This is a genomic window from Streptomyces sp. NBC_01198, assembly GCF_036010485.1.
Lineage (GTDB): Bacteria > Actinomycetota > Actinomycetes > Streptomycetales > Streptomycetaceae > Actinacidiphila.
Genome location: NZ_CP108568.1, coordinates 7347069 through 7369682 on the forward strand (window position 1 = coordinate 7347069; position 22614 = coordinate 7369682).

General features: G+C 73.5%; 24 protein-coding genes. 14 read left to right on the forward strand and 10 right to left on the reverse strand.

Annotated elements, in window-relative coordinates:
* Window positions 1-76 precede the first annotated feature (76 nt).
* The 3 genes from OG702_RS32845 to OG702_RS32855 are packed head-to-tail and all read right to left on the reverse strand — an operon-like array spanning window position 77 to window position 1869.
* Window positions 77-490: a VOC family protein gene (locus tag OG702_RS32845; RefSeq protein ID WP_327292588.1), complete on the reverse strand. Its 414-nt coding sequence runs from the start codon at window positions 488-490 to the stop codon at window positions 77-79.
* Between the two features lie 5 nt (window positions 491-495).
* Entirely contained in the window at window positions 496-921 is a 426-nt protein-coding gene (locus tag OG702_RS32850; RefSeq protein ID WP_327292589.1) for a helix-turn-helix transcriptional regulator, read from the reverse strand.
* A 48-nt stretch (window positions 922-969) separates the two neighbouring features.
* Window positions 970-1869, reverse strand: a complete 900-nt coding sequence (locus OG702_RS32855) for an aminoglycoside phosphotransferase family protein (RefSeq protein ID WP_327293457.1) — start codon at window positions 1867-1869, stop codon at window positions 970-972.
* Window positions 1870-2081: 212 nt separating this feature from the next.
* On the opposite strand from OG702_RS32855, the gene OG702_RS32860 reads away from it, so the two are divergent.
* Complete coding sequence (locus OG702_RS32860; RefSeq protein ID WP_327292590.1) at window positions 2082-2696, forward strand: PadR family transcriptional regulator; 615 nt, start codon at window positions 2082-2084, stop codon at window positions 2694-2696.
* 76 nt (window positions 2697-2772) lie between these two features.
* Here the strand turns inward: OG702_RS32860 and OG702_RS32865 are convergent, their stop codons facing one another.
* Window positions 2773-3798, reverse strand: coding sequence for a LacI family DNA-binding transcriptional regulator (locus OG702_RS32865; RefSeq protein WP_327292591.1), 1026 nt, complete (start codon window positions 3796-3798; stop codon window positions 2773-2775).
* 239 nt (window positions 3799-4037) lie between these two features.
* Between OG702_RS32865 and OG702_RS32870 the strand changes: the two genes are divergently transcribed.
* The 4 genes from OG702_RS32870 to OG702_RS32885 all read left to right on the forward strand — a co-directional run bounded on the left by OG702_RS32870 (window position 4038) and on the right by OG702_RS32885 (window position 9691).
* Window positions 4038-6296 (forward strand): glycoside hydrolase family 3 N-terminal domain-containing protein, encoded by a 2259-nt coding sequence (locus tag OG702_RS32870; RefSeq protein WP_327292592.1) that lies wholly within the window; start codon window positions 4038-4040, stop codon window positions 6294-6296.
* Between the two features lie 178 nt (window positions 6297-6474).
* Window positions 6475-7200 (forward strand): pyridoxine/pyridoxamine 5'-phosphate oxidase, encoded by a 726-nt coding sequence (locus OG702_RS32875; RefSeq protein ID WP_327292593.1) that lies wholly within the window; start codon window positions 6475-6477, stop codon window positions 7198-7200.
* A gap of 155 nt (window positions 7201-7355) precedes the next feature.
* Window positions 7356-8315 (forward strand): EamA family transporter, encoded by a 960-nt coding sequence (locus OG702_RS32880; protein ID WP_327292594.1) that lies wholly within the window; start codon window positions 7356-7358, stop codon window positions 8313-8315.
* Between the two features lie 317 nt (window positions 8316-8632).
* On the forward strand, window positions 8633-9691 hold the full coding sequence (locus OG702_RS32885; protein ID WP_327292595.1) for a DMT family transporter: 1059 nt from the start codon (window positions 8633-8635) through the stop codon (window positions 9689-9691).
* Here OG702_RS32885 and OG702_RS32890 read toward each other — a convergent pair.
* Window positions 9597-10283, reverse strand: coding sequence for a pyridoxamine 5'-phosphate oxidase family protein (locus OG702_RS32890; protein ID WP_327292596.1), 687 nt, complete (start codon window positions 10281-10283; stop codon window positions 9597-9599). The genes OG702_RS32885 and OG702_RS32890 overlap by 95 nt on opposite strands.
* 35 nt (window positions 10284-10318) lie before the next feature.
* On the opposite strand from OG702_RS32890, the gene OG702_RS32895 reads away from it, so the two are divergent.
* Window positions 10319-11650, forward strand: a complete 1332-nt coding sequence (locus tag OG702_RS32895) for an aminotransferase class I/II-fold pyridoxal phosphate-dependent enzyme (protein ID WP_327292597.1) — start codon at window positions 10319-10321, stop codon at window positions 11648-11650.
* On the opposite strand, the gene OG702_RS32900 is transcribed toward OG702_RS32895, so the two are convergent.
* Window positions 11641-12669, reverse strand: a complete 1029-nt coding sequence (locus OG702_RS32900; RefSeq protein WP_327292598.1) for a DMT family transporter — start codon at window positions 12667-12669, stop codon at window positions 11641-11643. The two genes, OG702_RS32895 and OG702_RS32900, sit on opposite strands and share 10 nt — an antisense overlap.
* 72 nt (window positions 12670-12741) lie before the next feature.
* Between OG702_RS32900 and OG702_RS32905 the strand changes: the two genes are divergently transcribed.
* Window positions 12742-13644, forward strand: coding sequence for a LysR family transcriptional regulator (locus OG702_RS32905; protein WP_327292599.1), 903 nt, complete (start codon window positions 12742-12744; stop codon window positions 13642-13644).
* 99 nt (window positions 13645-13743) lie between these two features.
* On the opposite strand, the gene OG702_RS32910 is transcribed toward OG702_RS32905, so the two are convergent.
* On the reverse strand, window positions 13744-14247 hold the full coding sequence (locus tag OG702_RS32910) for a Rieske (2Fe-2S) protein (protein WP_327292600.1): 504 nt from the start codon (window positions 14245-14247) through the stop codon (window positions 13744-13746).
* Window positions 14248-14442: 195 nt separating this feature from the next.
* Here OG702_RS32910 and OG702_RS32915 point away from each other — a divergent pair, with 195 nt between their 5' ends.
* The 6 genes from OG702_RS32915 (at window position 14443) to OG702_RS32940 (ending at window position 18664) form a co-directional block, all read left to right on the forward strand.
* Complete coding sequence (locus OG702_RS32915) at window positions 14443-15261, forward strand: HipA family kinase (RefSeq protein ID WP_327292601.1); 819 nt, start codon at window positions 14443-14445, stop codon at window positions 15259-15261.
* Window positions 15261-15644 carry a DUF3037 domain-containing protein gene (locus OG702_RS32920; protein ID WP_327292602.1) on the forward strand — a complete coding sequence of 128 codons (384 nt, stop codon included), beginning with the start codon at window positions 15261-15263 and terminating at the stop codon, window positions 15642-15644. Before OG702_RS32915 ends, OG702_RS32920 begins: the two co-directional genes overlap by 1 nt.
* Window positions 15645-15781: 137 nt before the next feature.
* The gene (gene fabG, locus OG702_RS32925; RefSeq protein WP_327292603.1) at window positions 15782-16543 is read left to right on the forward strand and encodes a 3-oxoacyl-ACP reductase FabG; all 762 of its coding nucleotides are present in this window, start codon (window positions 15782-15784) and stop codon (window positions 16541-16543) included.
* A gap of 20 nt (window positions 16544-16563) precedes the next feature.
* On the forward strand, window positions 16564-17340 hold the full coding sequence (locus OG702_RS32930; RefSeq protein WP_327292604.1) for an SDR family oxidoreductase: 777 nt from the start codon (window positions 16564-16566) through the stop codon (window positions 17338-17340).
* Window positions 17341-17467: 127 nt separating this feature from the next.
* Window positions 17468-18148, forward strand: coding sequence for a uracil-DNA glycosylase (ung, locus tag OG702_RS32935; protein WP_327293458.1), 681 nt, complete (start codon window positions 17468-17470; stop codon window positions 18146-18148).
* 9 nt (window positions 18149-18157) lie between these two features.
* A complete protein-coding gene (locus tag OG702_RS32940; RefSeq protein WP_327292605.1) occupies window positions 18158-18664 on the forward strand; it encodes a hypothetical protein in 507 nt (168 codons plus the stop codon).
* Here OG702_RS32940 and OG702_RS32945 read toward each other — a convergent pair.
* A complete protein-coding gene (locus tag OG702_RS32945) occupies window positions 18652-19083 on the reverse strand; it encodes a hypothetical protein (protein ID WP_327292606.1) in 432 nt (143 codons plus the stop codon). The two genes, OG702_RS32940 and OG702_RS32945, sit on opposite strands and share 13 nt — an antisense overlap.
* 222 nt (window positions 19084-19305) lie before the next feature.
* Between OG702_RS32945 and OG702_RS32950 the strand changes: the two genes are divergently transcribed.
* The gene (locus OG702_RS32950) at window positions 19306-20205 is read left to right on the forward strand and encodes a Gfo/Idh/MocA family protein (RefSeq protein WP_327293459.1); all 900 of its coding nucleotides are present in this window, start codon (window positions 19306-19308) and stop codon (window positions 20203-20205) included.
* Here the strand turns inward: OG702_RS32950 and lnt are convergent.
* Window positions 20177-21700, reverse strand: coding sequence for an apolipoprotein N-acyltransferase (lnt, locus tag OG702_RS32955; protein WP_327292607.1), 1524 nt, complete (start codon window positions 21698-21700; stop codon window positions 20177-20179). The two genes, OG702_RS32950 and lnt, sit on opposite strands and share 29 nt — an antisense overlap.
* Before the next feature lie 237 nt (window positions 21701-21937).
* Complete coding sequence (locus tag OG702_RS32960; RefSeq protein ID WP_327292608.1) at window positions 21938-22534, reverse strand: histidine phosphatase family protein; 597 nt, start codon at window positions 22532-22534, stop codon at window positions 21938-21940.
* Window positions 22535-22614: the final 80 nt, after the last annotated feature.

Consider the following 22614-nt stretch of genomic DNA (forward strand, 5'->3'; position numbering starts at 1 on the left):
CATCTCCTCCTTCTGCTCCCTCACGAGTCTAGTTCCGGACCCGGACCCGCTCCACGGCTCGGGAGTGCCGCTCGCGTCAGTGCTTGGCCTGGTTGAACCGCACCTCGTTGCCCGCCGGGTCGCGGAAGGCGCAGTCCCGTACGCCGTACGGCTGGTCGGTCGGCTCCTGGACGACGTCGGCGCCGGCCGCCTGGACCCGGTCGAAGGTCTGGTCGACGTCGTCGGTCCAGAACACGAGGCGCGCGTAGACGCCCTTGGCCATCAGGTCGGCCACCGTGCTGCGGTCCTCCGGCGACATGTTCGGATTGGCGGCCGGCGGTTCGAGGACGATGTCGACCTCCGGCTGGGAGGGCGCGCCGACGGTGACCCACCGCATGGTGCCGTAGCCGACCTCGTTGCGGACTTCGAGGCCGAGTACGTCGCGGTAGAACTCGACGGCCTTGTCGTGGTCGTCGACGGCGAGGAACGTGTGCGAAAGTTTGATGTCCATGCCGCTCACGCTACGACGGAACCACCTGCCGGCACTTCTTTGATCCTGACCGGTCGGGTGATCATCCTCGCCACGCAGGCCGGCAGCGCCGCCAGCTCGGCGTGGCTGCGCGCCCGATAGGCGCTCGGCGTCTCGCCGACCAGCTCGGTGAAGCGCGAGCTGAAGGACCCGAGCGACGAGCACCCGACGGCCATGCACACGTCGGTCACCGACAGGTCGCCCCGGCGCAGCAGGGCCTTCGCCCGCTCGATCCGCCGGGTCATGAGATACGCGTACGGGGTCTCGCCGAAGGCCGCCCGGAAACTGCGGGAGAAGTGTCCGGGCGACATCAGCGCCTCCCGCGCCAGCGCCGGCACATCGAGCGGCCGGGCGTGGTCGCGGTCCATCCGGTCGCGGGCGCGCCGCAGCCGTACAAGATCCGACCTGTCCATGCCCTCAGTATGCCCCGGCCCTCCGACAGGCCGGTCCGAGCCGCACGGTCACGTCGGACACTCCACCGACTCCAGGATGCGGCGAAGCGTCCGGTGCCCCATGCCGCTCAGGCCCGGATTGGTCTCGGCGTAGTACCAGACGAGACCCATCGCCTGCTCGAAGGCCCAGGCCTTGCCCCGCTCCCACTCCAGATCGTCACAGGCCAGGCTCCGCCTGAGCACTTCCCGCGGGCCCGGCCGCAGCAGGTGCCAGGCACTGACCAGGTCCAGCGCGGGGTCGGCCGGGCCGAAGCCGCCGGTGTCGAGTACGCCGCCGAGCCGGTCTCCCGCGACCAGGACGTTGCCGGGAATCAGGTCGCCATGGCTCATCACGTCGGCACCGGTGCGCGGCAGCTCCCGGAAGTGGCTCCACACCCGGCGCAGCCGGGGCACGTCGAGCAGCCCCTCGCTCTGCTCGAAGCATTTCGCCACCCAGTCGTCGTGGGTGGCCAGAACGCCGCCACGGCCCTCGCCGTTGAACGGCCGGCCCAGCGTCTCGGCCTTCCGGAGGGCCGCGATGAAGGCCGCGAGGTCCCCGGCGAAAGCCTCCGACCCGCTCGGGTCGGCAGCGGAGGCGACCGTTCCCGGCAGCCATGTCTGGACCGACCACGGCATGGGACAGCCGGCTCCGGGCTCGCCCAGGGCGACGGGCTCCGGCGCGGGGAAGCGCGACACCCGCGCCAGCTCCGCGCTCGCCCGGGCTTCCCGCTCCAGGACCGCCAGCGCCTCGGCAGCGCCGGCCGGGCGCAGCGGGAAACGCGCGGAGAGGTCGTCCCCGATGCGGAAGACGGCGTTGACCGTCCCGGTCAACGGCAGGAGTCGGATCGCCATACCGCTCCACTGCGGGAACTGTTCCTGGATCAAGGTCGCAACGGTTTCGGTGGTCACGTCCACCTGGTCTTCGTGCATGGTCACCCGCAGTCAGTATTCACAAGCCGGGGTCCGGATCAACCGAGATTCGCCGCCGCCGGGCGCTCGCGGGCAGGCACCGCGTCCGGCGTCCCCAGCCGGTCGGACCCCCGACCGGCCCGGGCGGGCGCGCCCTGACCTGGGTCCTTGCCATAAGAACAGTTCCGATATATCGTTGAGCCATCACGAACGCTCACGATAGGAGAACCGTTATGCACGGGCATTCACATGGACACGAGCACGGCCCCTTCGGTCCCGGCCGGCACGGCTGGGGCGAGAACGAGGGGCGCAGGGCCGCCTTCGGACCCTTCGGACCGCCCTTCGGCGGCGGACCGTTCGGACCCGGCGGCCGAGGGCGCGGCGGACCACGCGGCCGGGCCAGGCGGGGTGATGTGCGGGCGTCGATCCTGGCGCTCCTCAAGGACCGGCCGATGCACGGCTACGAGATGATCCAGGAGATCGCCGAGCGCAGCGGCGGCGCGTGGAAGCCGAGCCCCGGCTCGGTCTACCCGACGCTGCAGCTGCTGGAGGACGAGGGCCTGATCAGCAGCGCGAGCGAGGGCGGCAAGAAGCTGTTCACGCTCACCGGCACCGGCCGCGAAGAGGCCGAGGCCGGCCCCGACGCCCCCTGGGAGGACGCCGGCCGCGGCGTCGACTGGGACGCCATGAACGAGATAAGGAAGGCCGGCGGCGGCCTCATCGAGGCCTTCCGCCAGGTGTGGGCCACCGGCACCCCCGACCAGCGCGAGAAGGCGCTGGCGGTGGTGAACGAGGCCCGCAAGAGGCTCTACCTGATCCTCGCCGACGAGGACGTCGAGCGGGACTGAGCCGGACGCCGCGGCCGCCCGCCGGGAGACCGGCGGCGCGGCCGCACGGCGGCAGAGGATCGAGCCGGTCCGAGGTTCACACCCCGGACCGGCTCGATCCGCGTATCAGCAGCCGGGTGGGGATGATCCGCGGCTGCGCCGGCACGGCGTCCACCGGCGTCGAATCGATCAGCCCGCGCAGCGCCTCCACCGCGGCCTCACCGAGACCCCGCTGGTCCTGCGCGACGGTGCTCAGCGCCGGCCGCACCAGCGCCGCGGCGTCGATGTCGTCGAAACCGACCACCGCCAGGTCGCCGGGCACCGAAAGGCCCGCGTCCGCGGCCGCGTGCATCGCGCCGATCGCCATCTGGTCGCCCGCCGCGAAGATCGCGGTGGGCCGGTCGGGGATCGCGAGCAGCCGCCTGCCCGCCGCCTCCCCGCTGGCCAGGAAGAAGTCGCCCTCGGTCACGTACTCCGGCGGCACGCTCAGCCCCAGCCGGGTGCAGGCCCGCAGGTAGCCCGCGAGCCGCTCCGCGGCCGGCGGCAGGTGCAGCGGCCCGGTGACGGTGGCGATCCTGCGGTGGCCCAGCTCGTACAGATGCTGCACGGCCGCCTCCGCGCCCGCCGCGTTGTCCGAGCTGACCCGGACCGTACGCGGGCCGGTGAAGGCGGTGTCGATCCCCGCGCAGGGCACCGTCGAGTCGGCGAGCATCCGCAGGCATCGGTCGTCCGGCGGGGTGGTCAGCACGATCACCCCCTCCAGGTTGTGCCGCCGTACGGCCTGCAGGTGGGCGCCGTCCTGATCCTCGGGCCCCGGGGTGGTCAGCAGCATCAGGTGGTAGTCGGCGTCGGACAGCGCCGTGCGCACCGCGCTCAGCAGCCCGAGCAGAAAGGGGTTGTGCTGTCCCAGCGCCTCCTGCCCGCTGTCCCACACCAGCCCCACGGTGTCGGAGCGGCGGCGCACCAGCGTGCGTGCGGGCTCGTTGGGCGCGTATCCCAGCTCGCTCGCCAGCCGCCGGATCTTGGCCCGGGTGGCCTCGCTCACCTCCGCGCGGTCGTTCAGCGCGCGGGAGACGGTGGCGGTCGACACGCCGCTGCGGCGGGCGAGTTCACGGATGTTCACGGCATACCCGTTCTGCGCGAGTGGACATGAGGACGAGACGAGGACGAGACGACCACGGTATGAGAGTTGTCTGAGAAACCGGCAAAAAGCTTCCTGCACACAGTCTTGACGATCAGTCGGGGCAAGGACAGACTTCCCGCCGATCGGAAACGTTTACGGCAATCGGCCCCGGTCGTCCGCCGGGGACCCCCAACAGGAACGGGACGCCTGCGATGCCAACGAACGCTCGACGACTACGTATGAGAAGCCTCCTGACACTCGCCACCGCGGCCGCCTGTGTCGCCGCGGTGGCGTCGGTGCCGGCGCAGGCCGGCGACAACCCCAGCTACACCAATGCCAAGGCCCCCATCGACGTCCGGGTCAAGGACCTCCTCAAGCGGATGACGCTGGCGGAGAAGATCGGGCAGATGGACCAGATCTCGGTGGTGAACATGCAGGGCGACTGCCAGTGGAGCGGCGGTGCCTTCACCGAATCCTGCATGAAGTCGGTGCTGGTCGACAATGCCGCCGGCTCGGTGATCTCCGGCGGCGGCGCCGGCCCCGCGGTGAACAGCCCCGCCAACTGGGCGACGATGGTCAACACCGTGCAGAAGTACGCGATCGACAACTCGCGCCTGCACATCCCGATCATCTACGGCGTCGACGCCGTCCACGGCCACAACAACGTGCTGGGCGCCACGATCTTCCCGCAGGAGATCGGCATGGGTTCCACCTGGGACCCCGGGCTGGTCCAGGACGCCGGCGCGTCCACCGCCAAGGCGGTCGCCGCCACCGGCATCGACTGGAACTTCGCACCGGTCACCGACATCGCGCGCGACCAGCGCTGGGGCCGCTACTACGAGACCTTCGGCGAGGACCCGCTGCTGGCCGGCACGCTGGCGTCCGCCGCGGTCACCGGCATCCAGGGTGCCGACGGCGCCAAGGACGTCGCCGCCACCGTCAAGCACTTCGGCGGCTACGGCGAACCCGGCAACGGCCACGACCGGGTGCCGGGCGACGTCTCGCTGCGCTACCTCCAGGACACCCTGCTCCCCTCGTACAAGCAGGCGGTGGACGCCGGCGCCATGTCGGTGATGGTCAACTCCGGTGCCATCAACGGCATCCCGGCGACCTCGTCGCACTACCTGCTGACCGACGTGCTGCGCGACCGGTGGGGCTTCCAGGGCGTCGAGGTGAGCGACTGGCAGGACGTCCGCGCCCTCCAGACGGCTTACCACATCGCCGCCGACTACCCCGAGGCCATCGCGAAGGCCGTCAACGCCGGCCTGGACATGGCGATGGAGCCGTACGACGCGCAGGGCTGGAGCGACGGGCTGAAGACCGCCGTCCAGCGCGGCCTGGTCTCCGTCAAGCGCATCGACCAGTCGGTGAGCCGGATCCTGACCATGAAGTTCAAGCTCGGCCTGTTCGAACACCCCTACGTGGACGCCTCGAAGGCCGACTCCCGGGTGATCGGCGCCGATACCGCACTGGCCCGGCAGGCGGCGGACGAGTCGCAGGTGCTGCTGCGCAACGAGGGCAGCGTGCTGCCGATCCCGCCGTCCGCGAAGAAGATCGTGGTGGCCGGCTCCTACGCCGACGACATCAACGACCAGGTGGGCGGCTGGACCGTCGGGTGGCAGGGCGTGCCGGAAGGCGTGCGGCTTTCCGGCACCACTGTCCTCCAGGGCATCAAGGAGGCGGCCCCGTCCGGCACGTCCGTGGTGAGCACGACCACCGCGGCCGACGCCGTCGCGCAGGCCGAGGACGCCGACCTGACCGTCGTCGTGGTCGGCGAGAAGGCGGCGGCCGAGGGAGCGGCGGACGCCCCGCGGCCCGAACTGTCCGCCGACCAGCAGGCGCTGGTGAAGTCGCTCAAGGCGACCGGCAAGCCGGTGGTCACCGTGGTGGTCGCCGGACGCCCGCTGGTGCTGGGCGACGCCGCCGACACCCAGGGCCTGCTGATGGCCTGGCTGCCCGGCAGCGAGGGCGGCCACGCGGTCGCCGACGTGCTCTTCGGCAAGGTCAACCCCAGCGGCCGGCTCAGCGCCTCCTGGCCCAAGGACATCGGCAACGAGCCGCTGTACTACCAGCAGCTCCCCGGCACCAACGGCGGACCCGAGTCCTCCTACGACGCGGCCTACCGCTTCGGCGCCGGACTGTCCTACACCGGATTCGCGTTCAACTCGATCGCCGCGGGCTCCACGAACGCGCGCACCCGCGACACCATCAGCCTCAAGGTCGGTGTCGCCAACACCGGTGACCGGGCCGGCGACCTGGTGGTGCCGGTCTACGTCTCCCAGCCGTCGAGCGACGTGCTCGCCCCGCCCGCCAAGCTGGTCGCCTTCGCCAAGGTGCACCTCGCGGCCGGCCAGAGCTCGACGGTGACGCTCAAGGTGCCGCCGAGCCGGCTGGCCGTCACCCCGGGCGACATCGACGGCTCGGGCAAGCAGCAGGTGGCCCGGGGCGCCTACGTGTTCACCGCGGGCACCCAGACCGCCACGGTCACCGTGCACTGACCCGCACCGCCGGCCGCCCCACCGGCCGCGCACTGCCACGGCGGGCCGTGGCCGGGGACTCTCCTCGGCCACGGCCCGCCGCGTCGCGTGCGCCGCACGGCCGGACCGGCCAGGCTGGGGGGTGCTTGGCGTAGTGGGACACGCGGCCGTCGCGCCGCACAGCCGTGGGGAGGACCCGATGCAGCGCAGGGACGAGGACAGCGCGGGCGCACCCGGCGGGACCGCAGGCGGCAGCGCCGCCGCCGACCGGGCACTGCTCGCCCGGATCAGGGCCGCGCCGGTGCTGGCCGGGCCGCTGCCGCCCTTCGACCCGGACCGCGCACCGGAGACCCCCGGGCCGCTGTTCGCCGACTGGCTCGGCCTGGCCCTGGCCGACGACGTGCCGGAACCGCAGATCATGACGCTGAGCACCGCCGCTGCCGACGGCACGCCCAGCGCCCGGGTGCTGATGCTGCGCGGTGTCGACTCCGCGGACTGCGCGTTCGTCTTCGCCGGCGACAGCGGCAGCGGGAAGGGCCAGGACCTGGCCGTACGGCCCGTCGCCGCCCTGACCTGGTACTGGCCCGCGCACGGCCGGCAGATCCGGGTGGCCGGGCCGGTGGACGTCCTCGGTGAGGAGGTCACCCGGCGGGACTTCCTGGGCCGCTCACCCGCCTCCCGCGCCGCCGCCTTCACCGGCCGGATCAGCACCCCGCTGGCCGGGGCGGAGCAGTACGAGCGCGAGCAGCGCGCGGCCGAGGCGCTGGTGGCCGCCGAGCCCGAGCAGGTACCGGCCGGCCACACCGTCTACCGGCTGCGTGCCCGTACGGCGGAATTCTTCCAGGGCGACCCTTCCCGCTTCCACCTGCGGCTGCGCTATACGAGGGAGGGCGGCGGCTGGTCCCGCACGCTGCTGTGGCCGTGACCGCCGGCGCGCCCGCGTCCCGGTGGCCCCGGCCGCCGGGCCGTGGGCGTACCGCGCTCGGCCGGGGCACGACGGCGGTGGGATCCGCACCCGGCTGGTGTGCTGTCAGGGATCAAGGGGATGACGGTCCTGTCGCCTGCTGACATGATGACCTGATGCACGGATCAGGAGCCAGGAGCAGGGGACTTGGGCTCGCCCTGCTGTCGGCGTTCGCCTTCGGCGGCTCGGGAGTGGCGGCCAAGCCGCTCATCGACCTCGGTATCGACCCGCTCCAGGTGGTGTGGATGCGGGTGGCCGGTGCCGCCCTGATCCTGCTGCCCGTCGCGCTGCGCTCCCGGGCGCTGCTCCGGCAACGGCCCGGCCTGGTCGCCGGTTTCGGGCTGCTGGCCATCAGTGGCTGCCAGGCGCTGTACTTCGTGGCCATCGCCCGCATCCCGGTCGGCGTCGCCATCCTGGTCGAATTCCTCGGCCCCGCCCTGCTGCTTGGCTGGATCCGCTTCGTGCAGCGCCGCCCGGTCACCCGGGCCGCCGCCCTCGGCGTCGTCCTGGCCACCGCCGGTATGACGTGCGTCGTCGAAGTCTGGTCGGGGCTCGCCTTCGACGCCCTCGGGCTGCTCTACGCCTTCGGGGCCGCGTGCTGCCAGGTCGCCTACTTCGTCCTGGCCGACCACGGCACGGACGCGGCCGACGCGCCGGAGCCGGTGACCGTCATCGCGCACGGCCTCGTCATCGGCGCCGTCGTCCTCACGGCGGTCGCGCACCCCTGGACCATGGACTTCTCCGCGCTGGCCCACCAGGCCGCGCTCGGCGACCGCGACGTGCCCGCGGTGCTGCTCATCGGCTGGATCGTGCTGGTCTCCACCGTCGTCGCCTACCTCACCGGTGTGCTCGCGGTCCGCACGCTCAGTCCGCAGGTGGCCGGTGTCGTGGCCGGCCTCGAAGCGGTGGTGGCCACCGTGCTTGCCTGGGTCCTGCTCGCCGAACACCTCGGCCCGGCCCAGATCACCGGCGGCGCCCTCGTCCTGGCCGGCGCCCTGGTCGCCCAGACCGCGACGACCACCACCCCCACCGACACCCCCGCCCCCGTCCCGGAGCCGGTGCCCAGCGCCCCCTGACCACCGGCGTGGCGGGCCCGCAACACCTCGGCAGCCGGCCCTCACCCCGGCGTTGCCGGGAACGCCCGGCGACGACTCCCCCGGCACCCCCCTATCCTGACCGCATGCATTCCACCGTGCTTCCGCCTCCCGCCGCCTGACGCGGGCAGCGCAGCCGCCTCCGTACGAGACGACGGAGCCACCGGCACGCGCGCAGGCGTAGACGTCACCCGGGCACGGCCGCGCACGCCGCGGACGACCGGGGGCAGTCGGTGCTGCCCGTACACGCGACGAGCGATGAGCAGACCGACCATCCCCCTTCTCCACAGGAGAACTCCGTGTCATTCAGGCATGCCCCGGCCGCCCGGGGCCTGATCTACGTCGTCGTCGCGGCAACCGGGTGGGGCACCGCCGGTGCCGTGGCCGCGGCGCTGTACGGCCACAGCGGCCTCGGCCCGCTGGCCCTCACCTTCTGGCGCGCCGCGGGCGGCTTCGCGCTGCTGCTCGCCGTCCGGCTCTCGCGCCGCCGCCCCGCCCCGCGCGGGGCGGCGGCCCGGAGCGGACGGTGGGGGAGGGCCCTTCGCTACCGGGTGCTCGCGACGGGAGCCGGCCTGACCGTCTTCCAGACCGCGTACTTCTGCGCGGTGCGCTCCACCGGGCTCGCCGTGGCCACCGTCGTGACGCTCGGCTCAGGCCCGGTGCTGATCGCCCTGGCGGCCCGGCTCACGATGGGCGAACGGCTGGGCCGCGGCGGCGCCGTGGCGGTGACCGGCGCCCTCGGCGGCCTGGCCGTCCTGGTGCTGGGCGGCAGCCCGAACGGCGGCGGCACCGTCCACCCGGCCGGTGTCGCCCTGGCGTTGCTGTCGGCGGCGGGTTACGCGGCGATCACCCTGCTGACCCGCTGGTGGGGCCGGCAGGGCGTGGCCGGCGACCCGTTCGACGCCTCGATGTGGGCGTTCGGGATCTGCGCGGCCCTGCTGTTGCCGGCCGCCTGGGCGGAGGGACTGCTGCCGCACGCGGCCCGGCTGGGCCGCACCCTGCTGCTGCTCGGCTATCTGGCGTCGGTGCCCACCGCCCTGGCCTACGGCCTGTACTTCGCCGGCGCGGCGGTGCTGCGCTCGGCCACCGTGTCGGTGATCGCGCTGATCGAGCCGGTCTCGGCGACCCTGCTCGCCGTCACGCTGCTCGGTGAACGCCTCACCGCCGCCACCGTGCTGGGCACCGCATGCCTGCTGGGAGCCGTCGGCCTGCTGGTCGCCGACGAGGCCCGCGGCATGCGGCGCCTGCCGCGGCAGGCGGTGCTCACCGCTGCCGCGGCGGCAGCGGTGGCAGATACTCCGGCAGCGGCCCGTCCTGGCCCGGGAGTTCGGCGGGTTCGGGCGTACCGAAGGAGGTGACGACGGGGACCACGCCCGACCAGTACGGGAGCGCGAGATCCTCCGGCTCGTCGATGGGGCCGCCGGTGCGGAGCTTCGCCGACACCTCGTGCAGGTCCAGGCTCAGCACGGCGGTCGACGCGAGTTCCTTCGCGTTCGGCCGCCGCGCGTCGGCGGACCGGCCGGGGACCGCCTGCTCGACGATGGCGTCGAGTGCCGCCGCGCGCTCGACCGGGTCCACGACCTGGTGTGCGGTGCCGTGGACCACCACGGAGCGGTAGTTGAGGGAGTGATGGAAGGCGGACTTGGCGAGCACCAGGCCGTCCACGTGCGTCACCGTCAGGCAGACCGCAAGCCCGCCGTCCGCCGCTCCCCGCAGCGGTCGCGATCCGGTGGACCCGTGCACGTAGAGCCGCTCGCCGCTGCGGGCGTAGAGGGTGGGCAGCACCACGGGCGCACCGTCCCGGACGAAGCCGAGGTGGCAGACGTAGCCCTGGTCGAGGATCGCGTGCACGGTCTCGCGGTCGTAGGCGGCCCGCTCCTTGGAACGGGTGGGCGTGCTGCGGTCGGTGGCGGTGTAGCCGGCGGCAGGCGCGGCGGGCGCGGTGGACATGGCGCGCTCCTTTGAACTAGTGCACAATTCCCATTGTGCTAGGAGAGTATCGAATCGCCGGGCGTGGCGCATCGGGTATCGCCGCCGACATCGAGAGCGCGGTGGGCAGCGGTGCGCTGCAACCGGGTGCGCCGCTGCCGCCGCTGCGGCAGCTCGCCGCGGAACTGGACGTCAATCCGAACACCGTGGCCGCCGCCTACCGGCTGCTCCGCGACCGCGGGGTGATCGAGACGGCGGGCCGCCGCGGCAGCCGGGTCAGGGCGCGCCCGGCGACCGTGCCCCGCGCGCAGATCCGGATCGCCGTCCCGACCGGGGTGCGGGATATCTCCACCGGCAACCCCGATCCAGCCCTGCTGCCGCCGCTGGCCGACGCGCTCGCAGCCGCCGCCGCACGGAACGCCCGGACGCCCGCGCTCTACGGCGGGCCCCCGGTGGACGAGGAGTTGGGATGGCTGGCCCGGGCCGCGCTGGACGCGGACGGTGTGCCCGCGGGGCCCGTGGGCCTCACCTCGGGCTCGCTGGACGCCATGGACCGGGTGCTCACCGCGCACCTGCGGCCGGGCGACGCGGTGGCCGTCGAGGACCCGGGATGGGGGAGCCTGCTCGACCTCGTCCCCGCGCTGGGCCTGCGGGCGGTCCCGGTGGCGGTGGACGACGAGGGGCCGGTGACCGAGGAGGTGGCCCGCGCGCTGCGGTCCGGGGTCCGCGCCCTGGTGGTGACCGACCGGGGGCAGAATCCCACCGGCGCGGCACTGTCGGCGGCCCGGGCGGCCGAGCTGCGTGCCGTACTCGCCCGGCACCGGCAGGTGCTGGTGATCGACGACGACCATGTCAGCGGCAGCGTGGACCTGCCGCTGCACTGCCTGTCCGGCGCCACCGAGCACTGGGCGCTGGTGCGTTCGGTCGCGAAGGCCTACGGGCCCGATCTGCGGCTGGCGCTGTACACGGGCGACGCCACCACGGTGGACCGCGTCCGCGGCCGGCACCAGCTCGGCGCCGGGTGGGTGAGCCATCTGCTCCAGCACGCCCTGGTCCACCTCTGGCGCACCGGCGCGGTCGACCCGGCTGCGGTCGCCAGGTCGTACGGTGAACGGCGCGAGGCGCTGGTAGGGGCGCTGGCCGCCCGGGGGGTGGCGGCCCACGGGCGGAGCGGCATGAACGTCTGGGTACCCGTCAGCGACGAGACCGGCGCGGTCGCCGGGCTGCTCCAGCGCGGCTGGGCCGTCGCCCCGGGCGCCCGCTTCCGGCTGCGCTCGGCACCCGGTGTGCGGCTGACCGTCTCACCGCTCGGCCAGGGCGACATCGAGCCGCTGGCCGACGCGGTCGCCGAGGTGCTGCACGGTCCTGCCGCCGCTCACTACGGCTGAGCCTTCCCGGCGGCCGGCTGCTGCTTCGGGCGCCGCTGGGTGAGCGCGGCGCCGGCCAGGATCACGACCGCGCCGACGGGCTCGTTCCAGTGCAGCGTCTCACCGAGCAGCGTCACGCCCGCGGTGGTCGCCACGATGGGTATCAGATACGTGACCATCGCGCCGATCGTCGGGCCCTTCTCCGCGACCAGGCCGTACTGGATCAGGAACGCCACACCGGTGCCCAGCGCGCCCAGCGCCAGCACCGACAGCACGGACTTGGCCGGCCAGCTGTCCGGCATCGAGGTGAAGAACGGCGTGACGACCAGCAGTTGCACGGTGCCGAGCAGCAACTGGCTGGCCGAGACCGCCAGATGCGAACTGCCCGTCCCGGTCAGGGTGCGCCGGACGTACGCCCAGCCCACCGCATAGCTGAGGGCCGCGGTGAGCGCCATCAGCGTGCCCTTCGGGTCCTGACCGGAGAAGCCCTGCCAGGCGCCGAGAACGGTGAGCACGCCGATGAAGCCGAGGCCCACACCCGCGAACCGCTCCCGGGACGGCCGGTCCTCGGACAGCGCGACCAGCGAGACCAGCATCGAGAACAGCGGGGTGGCCGCGTTGCATATCCCGGCCAGCATCGAGGGGATGGTCTGCTCGGCGGTGGCGAACAGCGTGAACGGCACCGAGTTGAGCAGGAAGGCCGCGACCGCCAGATGCAGCCACGTCCGCGGACTGCGTGGCAGCCGCTCCCGCTTGACCGCGACGGCCGCGGCGAGCACCGCCGTGCCGAAGACCATCCGGCCCAGCGTCACCTGGAGCGGGGCGAAGGCCTCGTTGCCCACCTTCATGAAGAGAAAGCTGAAGCCCCAGACCAGGCCGAGCGCCGCGAAGCGGATCCGCCAGTCCACCGCCGGCCGGCGCGTACGCGCCGCGGCGCCGGGCACGGTGGCGGATCCGCCGGCCGGCACCGCGGCAGGCGGCATGGCGCCGGGTGCGGTCGGAGGAACGGCGGCGGGTCGGCTCTCGGCAGGTGCGGTCATGTGTTCACGATGACGGCTCGGACCTCGTAGAACAAGCGAGTTTTCGTTCACAGTCGTCGTAGTATTTCTTACATGTTGAGCCTGGAACGCCTGCGTATCCTGCACGCCATCGACACGTACGGCTCGGTGAGCGCCGCGGCGGACGTGCTCAGCGTGACCACGTCCGCCGTCTCGCAGCAGTTGGCCAAGCTGGAGCGGGAGACCGGCCAGGCCCTGCTGGCCAGGAGCGGCCGCGGGGTGCGGCTCACCGACGCCGGACGGCTGCTGTCCGGGCACGCCGAGCGGATACTCTCGCTGGTCGAACTCGCCCACACCGACCTGGAGGCGCACCGCGGGGCCGCGCTCGGCGACCTGATCGCCGGGGCCTTCCCCACCGCGGTACGCGGGCTGTTCCCCGCCGCACTCACCGAACTGCGGCGCGAGCACCCGCAACTGCGGGCGATGGTGCACGAGCTGGAGCCGCACGACTCGCTGGCCCGCCTCACCCGCGGCGACCTCGACCTGGCGGTCGTCCTCGACTGGTACAACAAGCCGCTGTCACTGCCCGGCGGCCTGGCCAAGGCGCCGCTCTTCGACGACATCGTCGACGTGGCACTGCCGGCCGGCCACCGGCTCGCGGACCGCGCGGAGATCGACCTGGTCGAACTGGCGCAGGACGCCTGGATCGCCTGGCCGGACGGCGGCTTCTGCCACGAGTGGCTGCTGTTCACCCTCCGCGGCAAGGGCGTCGAGCCACGGGTCGCGCACCATGCCGAGGAGCACGCCACCGTGCTCGCCCTGGTCGCCGCGGGGCTCGGGGTCGCGGTCATTCCCCGGCTGGGCCGTGACCCGATGCCGGGCGGCGTGCGGGTGGTGCCGGTCCGCCACACCATGCGGCGCCACGTCTACGCGGTCTGGCGCGAGGACGCCGACCGCCGCCCGGCGATCCGGGCTGCGGTGGACGCCCTCGGCACGGCGGCGCGCCGCTACTCCTGACCGGTCACGCGGACCGCGGGCCGCCACTCCTGACCGGTCACGCGGATCCCCGGCCGCTGCGGCCGCGGGTGGCGCCGCGGACCCCGCACCGCCGGGCGCTCAGCCCAGGGTGACGCTGTCGCCGGAGACGCTGACCGGCTGGGCCGGCAGCGGTGCGGTGGCCGGGCCGTTCGCCACCGTGCCGTCCGCCGCGTGGAACTTGCTGCCGTGGCAGTGGCAGTTGATCGTGCCGCCGGAGACGTCGGCGACCACGCAGCCCATGTGGGTGCAGACCGCCGAGAAGCCCTTGAAGTCGCCGGCCGTCGGCTGGGTGACGACCACCTTCTGGTCGGCGAAGACCTTCCCGCCGCCGACCGGGATGTCCGCGGTCTTCCCCAGCGGCGTCCCGCCGCCGGAACCTGAGGAGGACGAGCCGGACGGCGCTCCGGCGTCCGAGGGGGCCGTGGACGGCGCGTCCGACCCGCTTGACGGGGCGCCGGCGGCCGACCCGGAGTCCGAGTCGGAGCCGCACGCGGTCAGTACCGCGGCGAGGCCGGCGCCGCCCGCGGCCGCGAAGACGGTACGGCGGGTCGGGGGCTGGGAGAATCCGGGCGTTTCGGCCATGAGCTGCATCCTGTCCGCTGGTGGGGCCGGGCGACCGCGTGCGACCGCCCGGCAGCGTGTGGCCACGCGTGTCCGTTCATACGGGCGATCACCGCGATCCGTTCAACGACGCGCGCGGGAATTCCCCCGGGCGTCGCAGCGGCCACTCGGCCACCACCGGTCCTGGCCCCGGCGCGACCCCGATAACCTGGCGCAATGCTGAGAGACGTGACGGGCATCCGCTATGTGACGCCGCTGCGCGAGGGCGGCTCGGTGCCCGGCGTGGTCGAGGCCGACGACCTGGGCACGTACGTGGTGAAGTTCAGCGGCGCCGCCCAGGGCCGCAAGGCGCTCGTGGCCGAGGTGATCGCCGGCGAACTCGGCCGCAGGCTGGGCCTGCGGGTGCCGGAACTGGTCCGCTTCGACTTCGACCCGGTGATCGGCCTCGGCGAGCCGGACGAGGAGATCCAGGACCTGCTGAAGGCGAGCGGCGGCCTGAACCTCGGGATGGACTTCCTGCCCGGCTCGCTCGGCTTCGACCCGCTGGTCTTCGGCGTCGAACCGGCCGAGGCGGGCCGCATCGTCTGGTTCGACGCGCTGATCGGCAACGTCGACCGGTCCTGGCGCAATCCCAACCTCCTGGTGTGGCACCGCAACGTATGGCTTATCGACCACGGCGCCTCGCTGATCTGGCACCACAACTGGAAGAGCGCGCGGACCGCCTCCGCGAAGGCCTACGACGCCTCCGACCACGCCCTGGCCCGCTTCTCGCCGCAGCCCGCCGCCGCGGCGGCCGAACTGGCGCCGCTGGTGACCGCGGACCTGCTCGCCGAGGTGACCGCGCTGGTCCCCGACGAGTGGCTGGCCGACGAACCCGGCTTCGCCGCGCCCGACGACGTACGCCGTGCATACGCCGACCTGCTGGCGGCCAGGGCGGCGGACATCCACGAACGGATCACGCTCGCGCCGCTGCGGCGCGAACGGCAGCCGCCGCCGGAGTGGCTGCGTACCTGGGTCGAGGGGAAGAACGCCTGATGAGCCGGCGCGAGGTGTTCGAGTACGCGCTGGTGCGCGTGGTGCCGCGGATCGAGCGCGGCGAGATGATCAACGCCGGGGTGCTGGTCTACTGCCGGGCCAGGAGCTTCGTCGGCGCGCGGGTGCACCTGGACGAGAACCGGCTGCGCTGCCTCGACCCCGAGGTGGACGTGGCGGGCGTGCGAGCGGCGCTGCGCGGCTACCAGGAGATCTGCGCGGGCGGCGAGGAGGCGGGCCAGGCCGGCGACGACGACCCCGGGCGCCGCTTCCGCTGGCTGACCGCGCCCCGCAGCACCGTCGTGCAACCGGGGCCGATCCACACCGGGCTGACCGCCGACCCGGTGGCCGAGGTGGACCGGCTGCTGGCGCTGCTGGTCCACTGAGCGCCACGCGCTCTCGCGCCCGTGGTGGCGTTGACACTGGGTCACTGTCCTCCTACGGTTTCGGCAACGGGACGTACTAAGCGGTCGCTCATGCGTCGAGACGCCGGCCGGCCGCACCAAAGGGTTGAGGAGAACAGATGTCCAGCACCGAGCAGCGCGTCGCGATCGTCACCGGCGCCGCCCGCGGAATCGGCGCCGCCACCGCGGTGCGGCTGGCCGAGCAGGGCCGCGCCGTCGCCGTACTCGACCTCGACGAGAGCGCCTGCAAGGACACCGTCGAGGCCATCACCTCAGCCGGCGGCCGGGCCGTCGCGGTGGGCGCCGACGTCTCGGACGAGGCGCAGGTCGAGGCCGCAGTCGCCCGGGTCGCCGCCGAACTGGGGGCACCGACCGTCCTGGTGAACAACGCGGGAGTGCTCCGCGACAATCTGCTGTTCAAGATGAGCGCCGTCGACTGGGACACCGTCCTGGGCGTCCACCTGCGCGGCGCCTTCCTGATGACGCGCGCCGTGCAGAGCCACATGGTGGACGCGCACTTCGGCCGGGTGGTCAACCTCTCCTCGTCCTCCGCGCTGGGCAACCGCGGCCAGGTCAATTACTCCGCCGCCAAGGCCGGCCTGCAGGGCTTCACCAAGACCCTCGCCATCGAGCTGGGCAAGTTCGGCGTCACCGCCAACGCCGTGGCCCCCGGCTTCATCGTCACCGACATGACCGCCGCGACCGCCGCCAGGGTCGGCATGGACTTCGAGGAGTTCCAGACCGCCGCCGCCACCCAGATCCCGGTCCAGCGGGTCGGCAGGCCCGAGGACGTCGCGGGCGCCATCGCCTTCTTCACCGGCGACGACGCCGGCTTCGTCTCCGGCCAGGTGCTCTACGTGGCCGGCGGCCCGCTCAACTGACAGGCCGGAGGCCCGACATCATGACCCAGCTCCCCCCCACCACCCCCGCCAAGGACACCGGCAAAGCAGCGCTGGTCACCGGTGCGAGCCGCGGCATCGGCTACGGCATCGCGCAGGCGCTGGTCGCCCGCGGCGACCGGGTGTGCATCACCGGGCGCAACGAGGACGCGCTCAAGCAGGCGGTCGAGCGGCTCGGCCCCGACCGGGTGATCGGCGTCGCGGGCAAGGCCCACGACGAGGCGCACCAGGCCATCGCCGTCGAACGCACCATGGAGGCCTTCGGCCGGGTGGACTACCTCGCCAACAACGCGGGCACCAACCCCGTCTACGGCCTGCTCGCCGACCTCGACCTCGGCGTGGCCCGCAAGGTCTACGAGACCAACGTGATCTCCGCGCTCGGCTTCGCCCAGCAGACGTGGAAGGCCTGGCAGAAGGACAACGGCGGCGCGATCCTCAACATCGCCTCGATCGCCGGGCTCGCCCCGTCCCCCTTCATCGGCGCCTACGGCATCAGCAAGGCCGCGATGGTGAACCTGACCGTGCAGCTAGCCGCCGAGATGGCGCCGGGCGTGCGGGTCAACTCCATCGCCCCCGCGGTGGTCAAGACGAAGTTCGCCGCGGCTCTCTACGAGGGGCGCGAGGAGGAGGCCGCGGCCGGCTACCCGCTCCAGCGGCTCGGGGTGCCCGACGACATCGGCGGCGCCGCGGCCTTCCTGCTCGGCGACCAGGCCGGCTGGATCACCGGACAGAACCTGGTGATGGACGGCGGCCTGTTCCTGCGCGCGGGCGTCGCCTGACGGCTGGGACCCCCGCGAAGACCGAGGCCAGGGTCGGGCGGCGGCCGGGGCGAGGGCACTGTCAGTGCCTGCCGGTAGTTTCTGACGCAGTAACGGATCGCGTACCGGAGGTTCTGACGTGCCCAGCATGCTGCCCGACTCCTGGCAGAGCGTCCTCGGCGAGGAGTTGGACAAGCCCTACTTCCAGCAGCTCACCGACTTCGTCGAGGCCGAACGCAAGGAGCATCGCGTCTTCCCGCCGCGCGACGAGGTCTTCGCGGCGCTGGAGGCGACTCCCTTCGACCGGGTCAAGGTGCTGATCCTGGGCCAGGACCCCTACCACGGGGAGGGCCAGGGCCACGGTCTGTGCTTCTCGGTGCGCCCGGGCGTGAAGACCCCGCCCTCGCTGCGCAACATCTTCAAGGAGATGCACGACGAGCTGGGCCACCCGGTGCCGGACAACGGCTATCTGCTGCCCTGGGCGGAGCAGGGCGTGCTGCTGCTCAACGCGGTGCTGACGGTCCGCGAGGCGGAGGCGAACTCGCACAAGGGCAAGGGCTGGGAGAAGTTCACCGACGCGGTGATCCGGGCGGTGGCCGGCCGGACCGATCCCGCGGTCTTCGTGCTGTGGGGCAACTACGCCAAGAAGAAGCTGCCGCTGATCGACACCTCCCGGCACACCGTGATCCAGGGTGCCCACCCCTCGCCGCTGTCGCAGAAGCTCTTCTTCGGCAGCCGTCCCTTCACCCAGATCGACACGGCGGTCCGGGCGCAGGGGCACGAGCCGATCGACTGGCGCATCCCCGATCTCGGCGGGCGCGCCGGTTAGCGTCATCGGATGCGAGGACATCAGGAGGCGCCGATGGGCGACCCGGCGGCCGCGGACGACGCCATGACGGGCAGGATCGGGCAAGTGGTGATGCTGCTGCACGCCGGGGACCGGGAGGAGGCGCGCAACCGCCTCACCGCCCTGTGGGCGGAGCTCGGCGAGCAGGGCGACCCCCTGCACCGGTGCACCGTCGCGCACTACCTGGCGGACACCCAGGACGACCCGGAGGACGAGCTGGCCTGGGACCTGCGGGCGCTGCGGGCCGCCGACACGGTGGCCGCCGAGCAGGGCGCAGACGAGCGCAGGGCCGGTCAGGTACGCGGCTTCTACCCCTCGCTGCACCTCAACCTGGCCGCGGCCTACGCCCGGGTGGGCGAGGACCGCCTGGCCCGCAGCCACCTCGGACTCGCCCGCAAGGCCTGCGGCGCGCTGGCCGAGGACGCGTACGGCGACGGGGTGCGGGCCGCGGTGGGCCGGCTGGAACTGCGGCTGACCGGTTCGGGTCAGCTGCCGTAGGTCCGGGCGCAGATGGTGGAGGCGGCGCTGCCCGCCGCCCAGCCGCCGTAGGTACGCCCCAGCGCGCAGACCCCGCCGCTCCCGCTGCCCGCGGGCGTCCGCCCGACCCGTGGCGCCCTGGCCCGCGGCGTCCGGCGCCCCGCCGGCCGTGGCCGGTGCGGCGCGGCCGCGGCGGGCCGGTGCCGGGGCGCCGGCCCGGTGCTGCCCGGCGTCGCGGCGTCGGCGGCGTCCTCTCCGGCGCCCGGCCGTACGGTCGCCAGCAACGGCCGGGCGGGCGGCGGGGTCAGCGGCACGACCTCGGGAGCCGGCCGGGCCGGCGCAGGGTAGTGGACGGCGGGTGACGGGGGAGCGGAGACCGTGGTGCATCCGGCCGCGGCACAGGCCGCCAGCAGGATCACCACGACGGGCAGCAGGCGCACACCGCCAACAGTGCCCGCACCGCACGCCGCCCGACAGTCCCCGCAAGGGTGAAAGACCGGCCACGCCCACCCGCTGCTCACCCGTACGAGTGGGCGACGACCTCCGTCACCCCGCCCGGGAGCCGGCGGAAAACCGGCCCGTATGCTGCGGTGACACCGCTCCCACCTGGGGAAGCGCGGGACCGGCACGAGGAGTACGGCATGGCATCGGGCAGCGCCCCACTGAAGATCGGCGTCATCGGCCTCGGTGACATCGCCCAGAAGGCGTATCTGCCGGTGCTGACCGCCCAGCAGGGCGTGGAGATCCATCTGCAGACCCGCACCCCCGCGACCCTGGACCGGGTCGGCGACGCCTACCGGCTGCCGCACCGGCACGCCTCCCTCGACGCGCTGCTCGACCAGGGACTGGACGCCGCCTTCGTGCACGCGCCGACCGAGAGCCACGTCGAGATCGCCGCCCGGGTCGTCGAGGCGGGCGTCCCGGTCTACGTGGACAAGCCGCTGGCCCGCGACGCCGAGGGCGCCCACCGCCTCGTCTCGCTCGCCGAGGAGCGCGGGGTGCCTCTGATGGCCGGCTTCAACCGCCGTTACGCTCCCGGCTACCTGCAGTGCCTGGACCACCCGCGGGATCTGATCATCCTGCAGAAGAACCGCATCGGCCTGGCGGAGGACCCCCGCGAGGTCGTCTTCGACGACTTCATCCACGTCGTGGACACCCTGCGCTTCCTCGTGCCCGGCACCGTCGAGCAGGTCCGGGTCTCGGCGAAGGTCACCGGCGGCCTGCTGCACCACGTCGTCCTGCACCTGTCCGGCGAGGGTTTCACCGCGATCGGGTCGATGAACCGGATGAGCGGCTCGGTCGAGGAGAGCCTCGACGTCAGCGGCGCCGACACCCGGCGCCAGGTGTTCAACCTCGCCGAGGTCATCGACCACCGGGGCCAGCCGACGGTACGCCGCCGCGGCGACTGGGTGCCGGTCGCCCGGCAGCGCGGCATCGAGCAGATCACCCTGGCCTTCCTCGACGCCGTCCGCACCGGTGCCAAGCTCGACGGGCGCGACGCGCTGCTCACCCACGAGCTGTGCGAACGGATCGTCACCGAGGTACGGGAACAGGCCGCCTGACCGCCCGCGTCAGCTCGTAGGCCGCCGCGGCGAGCACCAGCAGCAGCGCCAGGTGCGGCGCCCAGTCGCCGAACCGCACGTACGGACTGCGGCCGGCCGCCAGCGGCACCTCGTAGACCGCCGACGTGCTGGCGCCGGTGCCGATCCTGCGGCCGACCCGCCGGCCGTCGGCGTCGTAGACGGCGCTGGTCCCGGTCAGCGTCGCGTGCACCATCGGGCGCCAGCTCTCGGCAGCCCGCAGCGCGGCGAGCGAGGCGTGCTGCGCCGGCGCCCAGCTGTGCTGGAAGGACGACGTGGAGGACTGGGCGACCAGCAGCTGGGCCCCGTCGCCGGCGAGATGGCGGCTCATGTCGGGGAAGGCGGTCTCGAAGCACACCAGCGGCCCGAACCGCAGCCGCCCGGCGGCCATCACCACCTGCCTGCTGCCCGGCTGCCGGTCCTCGCCCGCGGCCTTCCCCACCGAGGTGGCCCAGCCCAGCACCGACCGCAGCGGGATGTACTCGCCGAACGGCACCAGCCGCATCTTGTCGTACGTCGGCCCGGTCACCCCGCCCGGGCCGACCAGCACCGTCGTCTTGGAGATACCGCCGCCGTCGGCTCGCTCGGCGTCCACGTTGACCAGCAGATCCGCCCCGACCTGCCGGGACAGCGCGGCCAGCCGGCGTGCCACGTCGGGCCGCGAGGTCAGGTCCACGCCGATGCTGCTCTCGCCCCAGACCACCAGGTCCGGGTGACTGCCCGCCAGTTGCCCGGTCAGCCGCGCCTCCCGGTCCAGCCGGGCGCCACCGGTGGCGATCACCCCCGGCTGCACCACCGCGATCCTGGTGCTGCCCGCCGGGTGCGGCTGCGGCGTCCACAGCCAGACCGCGGCGGTCAGCACCGCGGTGCCAAGCAGCGCCCCGGCGGCCGGCCCGCGCAGCGCGGGGACCGTGATCAGCGCGACCACCACGGTGTTCACCAGCACCACCAGCAGGCTGACCAGCCACACCCCGCCGACCGACACCAGCCGCAGCGCCGGCGCCACCTGCCACTGGCTGGCCCCCAGCAATCCCCAGGGGCCGCCGAGATACTGCCAGGAGCGCACCAGCTCCACCATCAGCCACCCGCAGGGCAGCAGCACCAGCGCGGGCAGCAGCCGCGGCGGTCCCTCCGCGCCGGCCCCGAGCAACCGGCGCACCAGCCAGCCCCAGGGCGCCCACAGCGCCCCGAGCAGCAGCGCGAGCACCACGAGGAAGACGTTCAGGCTCGCGAGCAGCCAGTGGTGCACGGCCAGCATGAAGCCGGCGCCGCCCAGCCACCCGTCGAGGATCGCCCGCCGCGGGCTGCCGGCCGAGCGGGCCAGCAGCATCCAGGGCACCAGCGCGACATAGGCCAGCCACCACAGCGACGGCGCGGGAAAGGCGAGTGCGGGCAGGGCGCCGGCGAGGGCCGCGGCGGCGCCGCGGATCCAGGGCGACGCGAGCCGCTGCCGCTGTTCCTCGGCCGTCACCGTCATACGCGCTCCCTCGCCTGTCGCCGCACACGTCCCCCGACGCGGACGGGGAGGTGGAGCGACCAGTGTCCTCGGTCCGGCACACGCCGGGCGGTCGGCGCCATGCGGAGCGCCCGGCGTGTCGGGAGCGGATCCGGTGGCCGGCGCAAGGCCGGTCAGGCGCCGACCGACGACCGGTCAGGCGGCCGCGCACGGACGGTGGGTGGTCGCGGTGCGGCCGGTCGGGCGACGGTGTGCGGCTCAGGGCATCCGGTTCCACGCGGTCAGCACCGAGCGGCCGTGCTCGGTACCCAGCGCGCCGACCGTACCGGTGGCGAGTTGGAACAGCGCCCCGTCGACGGCAGGCAGCCCGAGCCTGCGGGCGGTCAGCACGCGCAGGAAGTGGGCGTGCGCGACCAGCACCACATCGCCGTCAACGCCGGCGGCGAGGATCGCGTCGACCCGGGCAAGGACCCGGTCGGCGCGCTCGCCGATCTGCTGCGCGGTCTCACCCGGATGGCCCTCGGGTCCGGGGATCACGCCGTCGGTCCACAGGTCCCAGCGGGGCCGTTCGCGATGGATGTCCACGGTGGTGACGCCCTCGTAGCCGCCGTAGTCCCATTCGTGCAGGCCGGGGTCGACGGTGGCATGGCCGACGCCGGCCAGTTTCGCGGTGTCGCGGGCGCGGTGCAGGGGGCTGGTCAGGACGGCGGAGATGTCGCGGGCCGCGAGCAGCGGCGCGAGGGAGCGGGCCTGCGCCTCGCCGTTCTCGGTGAGCGGCAGATCGGTGTAACTTGTGTGCCGACCCGTCAGGCTCCACTCGGTCTCACCGTGCCTGATCAGCACGAGTTCACCCATCGCTGCACCTCCTGCGACGCCGCTCGGCGCCCCGCAGTGATCATACGTCGCAGGTGTCGCGGGCGGCCGGGCCGCACGGC

Coding starts and splice junctions, on each gene's coding strand:
- OG702_RS32960 (WP_327292608.1), bottom strand. CDS start 22,534: ATGGGTGAACTCGTGCTGATCAGGCACGGTGAGACCGAGTGGAGCCTG.
- OG702_RS32850 (WP_327292589.1), bottom strand. CDS start 921: ATGGACAGGTCGGATCTTGTACGGCTGCGGCGCGCCCGCGACCGGATG.
- OG702_RS32845 (WP_327292588.1), bottom strand. CDS start 490: ATGGACATCAAACTTTCGCACACGTTCCTCGCCGTCGACGACCACGAC.
- OG702_RS32890 (WP_327292596.1), bottom strand. CDS start 10,283: ATGTCCACCGCGCCCGCCGCGCCTGCCGCCGGCTACACCGCCACCGAC.
- OG702_RS32870 (WP_327292592.1), top strand. CDS start 4,038: ATGAGAAGCCTCCTGACACTCGCCACCGCGGCCGCCTGTGTCGCCGCG.
- OG702_RS32920 (WP_327292602.1), top strand. CDS start 15,261: ATGAGCCGGCGCGAGGTGTTCGAGTACGCGCTGGTGCGCGTGGTGCCG.
- OG702_RS32855 (WP_327293457.1), bottom strand. CDS start 1,869: ATGCACGAAGACCAGGTGGACGTGACCACCGAAACCGTTGCGACCTTG.
- OG702_RS32905 (WP_327292599.1), top strand. CDS start 12,742: ATGTTGAGCCTGGAACGCCTGCGTATCCTGCACGCCATCGACACGTAC.
- OG702_RS32940 (WP_327292605.1), top strand. CDS start 18,158: ATGCGAGGACATCAGGAGGCGCCGATGGGCGACCCGGCGGCCGCGGAC.
- OG702_RS32910 (WP_327292600.1), bottom strand. CDS start 14,247: ATGGCCGAAACGCCCGGATTCTCCCAGCCCCCGACCCGCCGTACCGTC.
- ung (WP_327293458.1), top strand. CDS start 17,468: ATGCTGCCCGACTCCTGGCAGAGCGTCCTCGGCGAGGAGTTGGACAAG.
- OG702_RS32860 (WP_327292590.1), top strand. CDS start 2,082: ATGCACGGGCATTCACATGGACACGAGCACGGCCCCTTCGGTCCCGGC.
- OG702_RS32875 (WP_327292593.1), top strand. CDS start 6,475: ATGCAGCGCAGGGACGAGGACAGCGCGGGCGCACCCGGCGGGACCGCA.
- lnt (WP_327292607.1), bottom strand. CDS start 21,700: ATGACGGTGACGGCCGAGGAACAGCGGCAGCGGCTCGCGTCGCCCTGG.
- OG702_RS32880 (WP_327292594.1), top strand. CDS start 7,356: ATGCACGGATCAGGAGCCAGGAGCAGGGGACTTGGGCTCGCCCTGCTG.
- fabG (WP_327292603.1), top strand. CDS start 15,782: ATGTCCAGCACCGAGCAGCGCGTCGCGATCGTCACCGGCGCCGCCCGC.
- OG702_RS32915 (WP_327292601.1), top strand. CDS start 14,443: ATGCTGAGAGACGTGACGGGCATCCGCTATGTGACGCCGCTGCGCGAG.
- OG702_RS32900 (WP_327292598.1), bottom strand. CDS start 12,669: ATGACCGCACCTGCCGAGAGCCGACCCGCCGCCGTTCCTCCGACCGCA.
- OG702_RS32930 (WP_327292604.1), top strand. CDS start 16,564: ATGACCCAGCTCCCCCCCACCACCCCCGCCAAGGACACCGGCAAAGCA.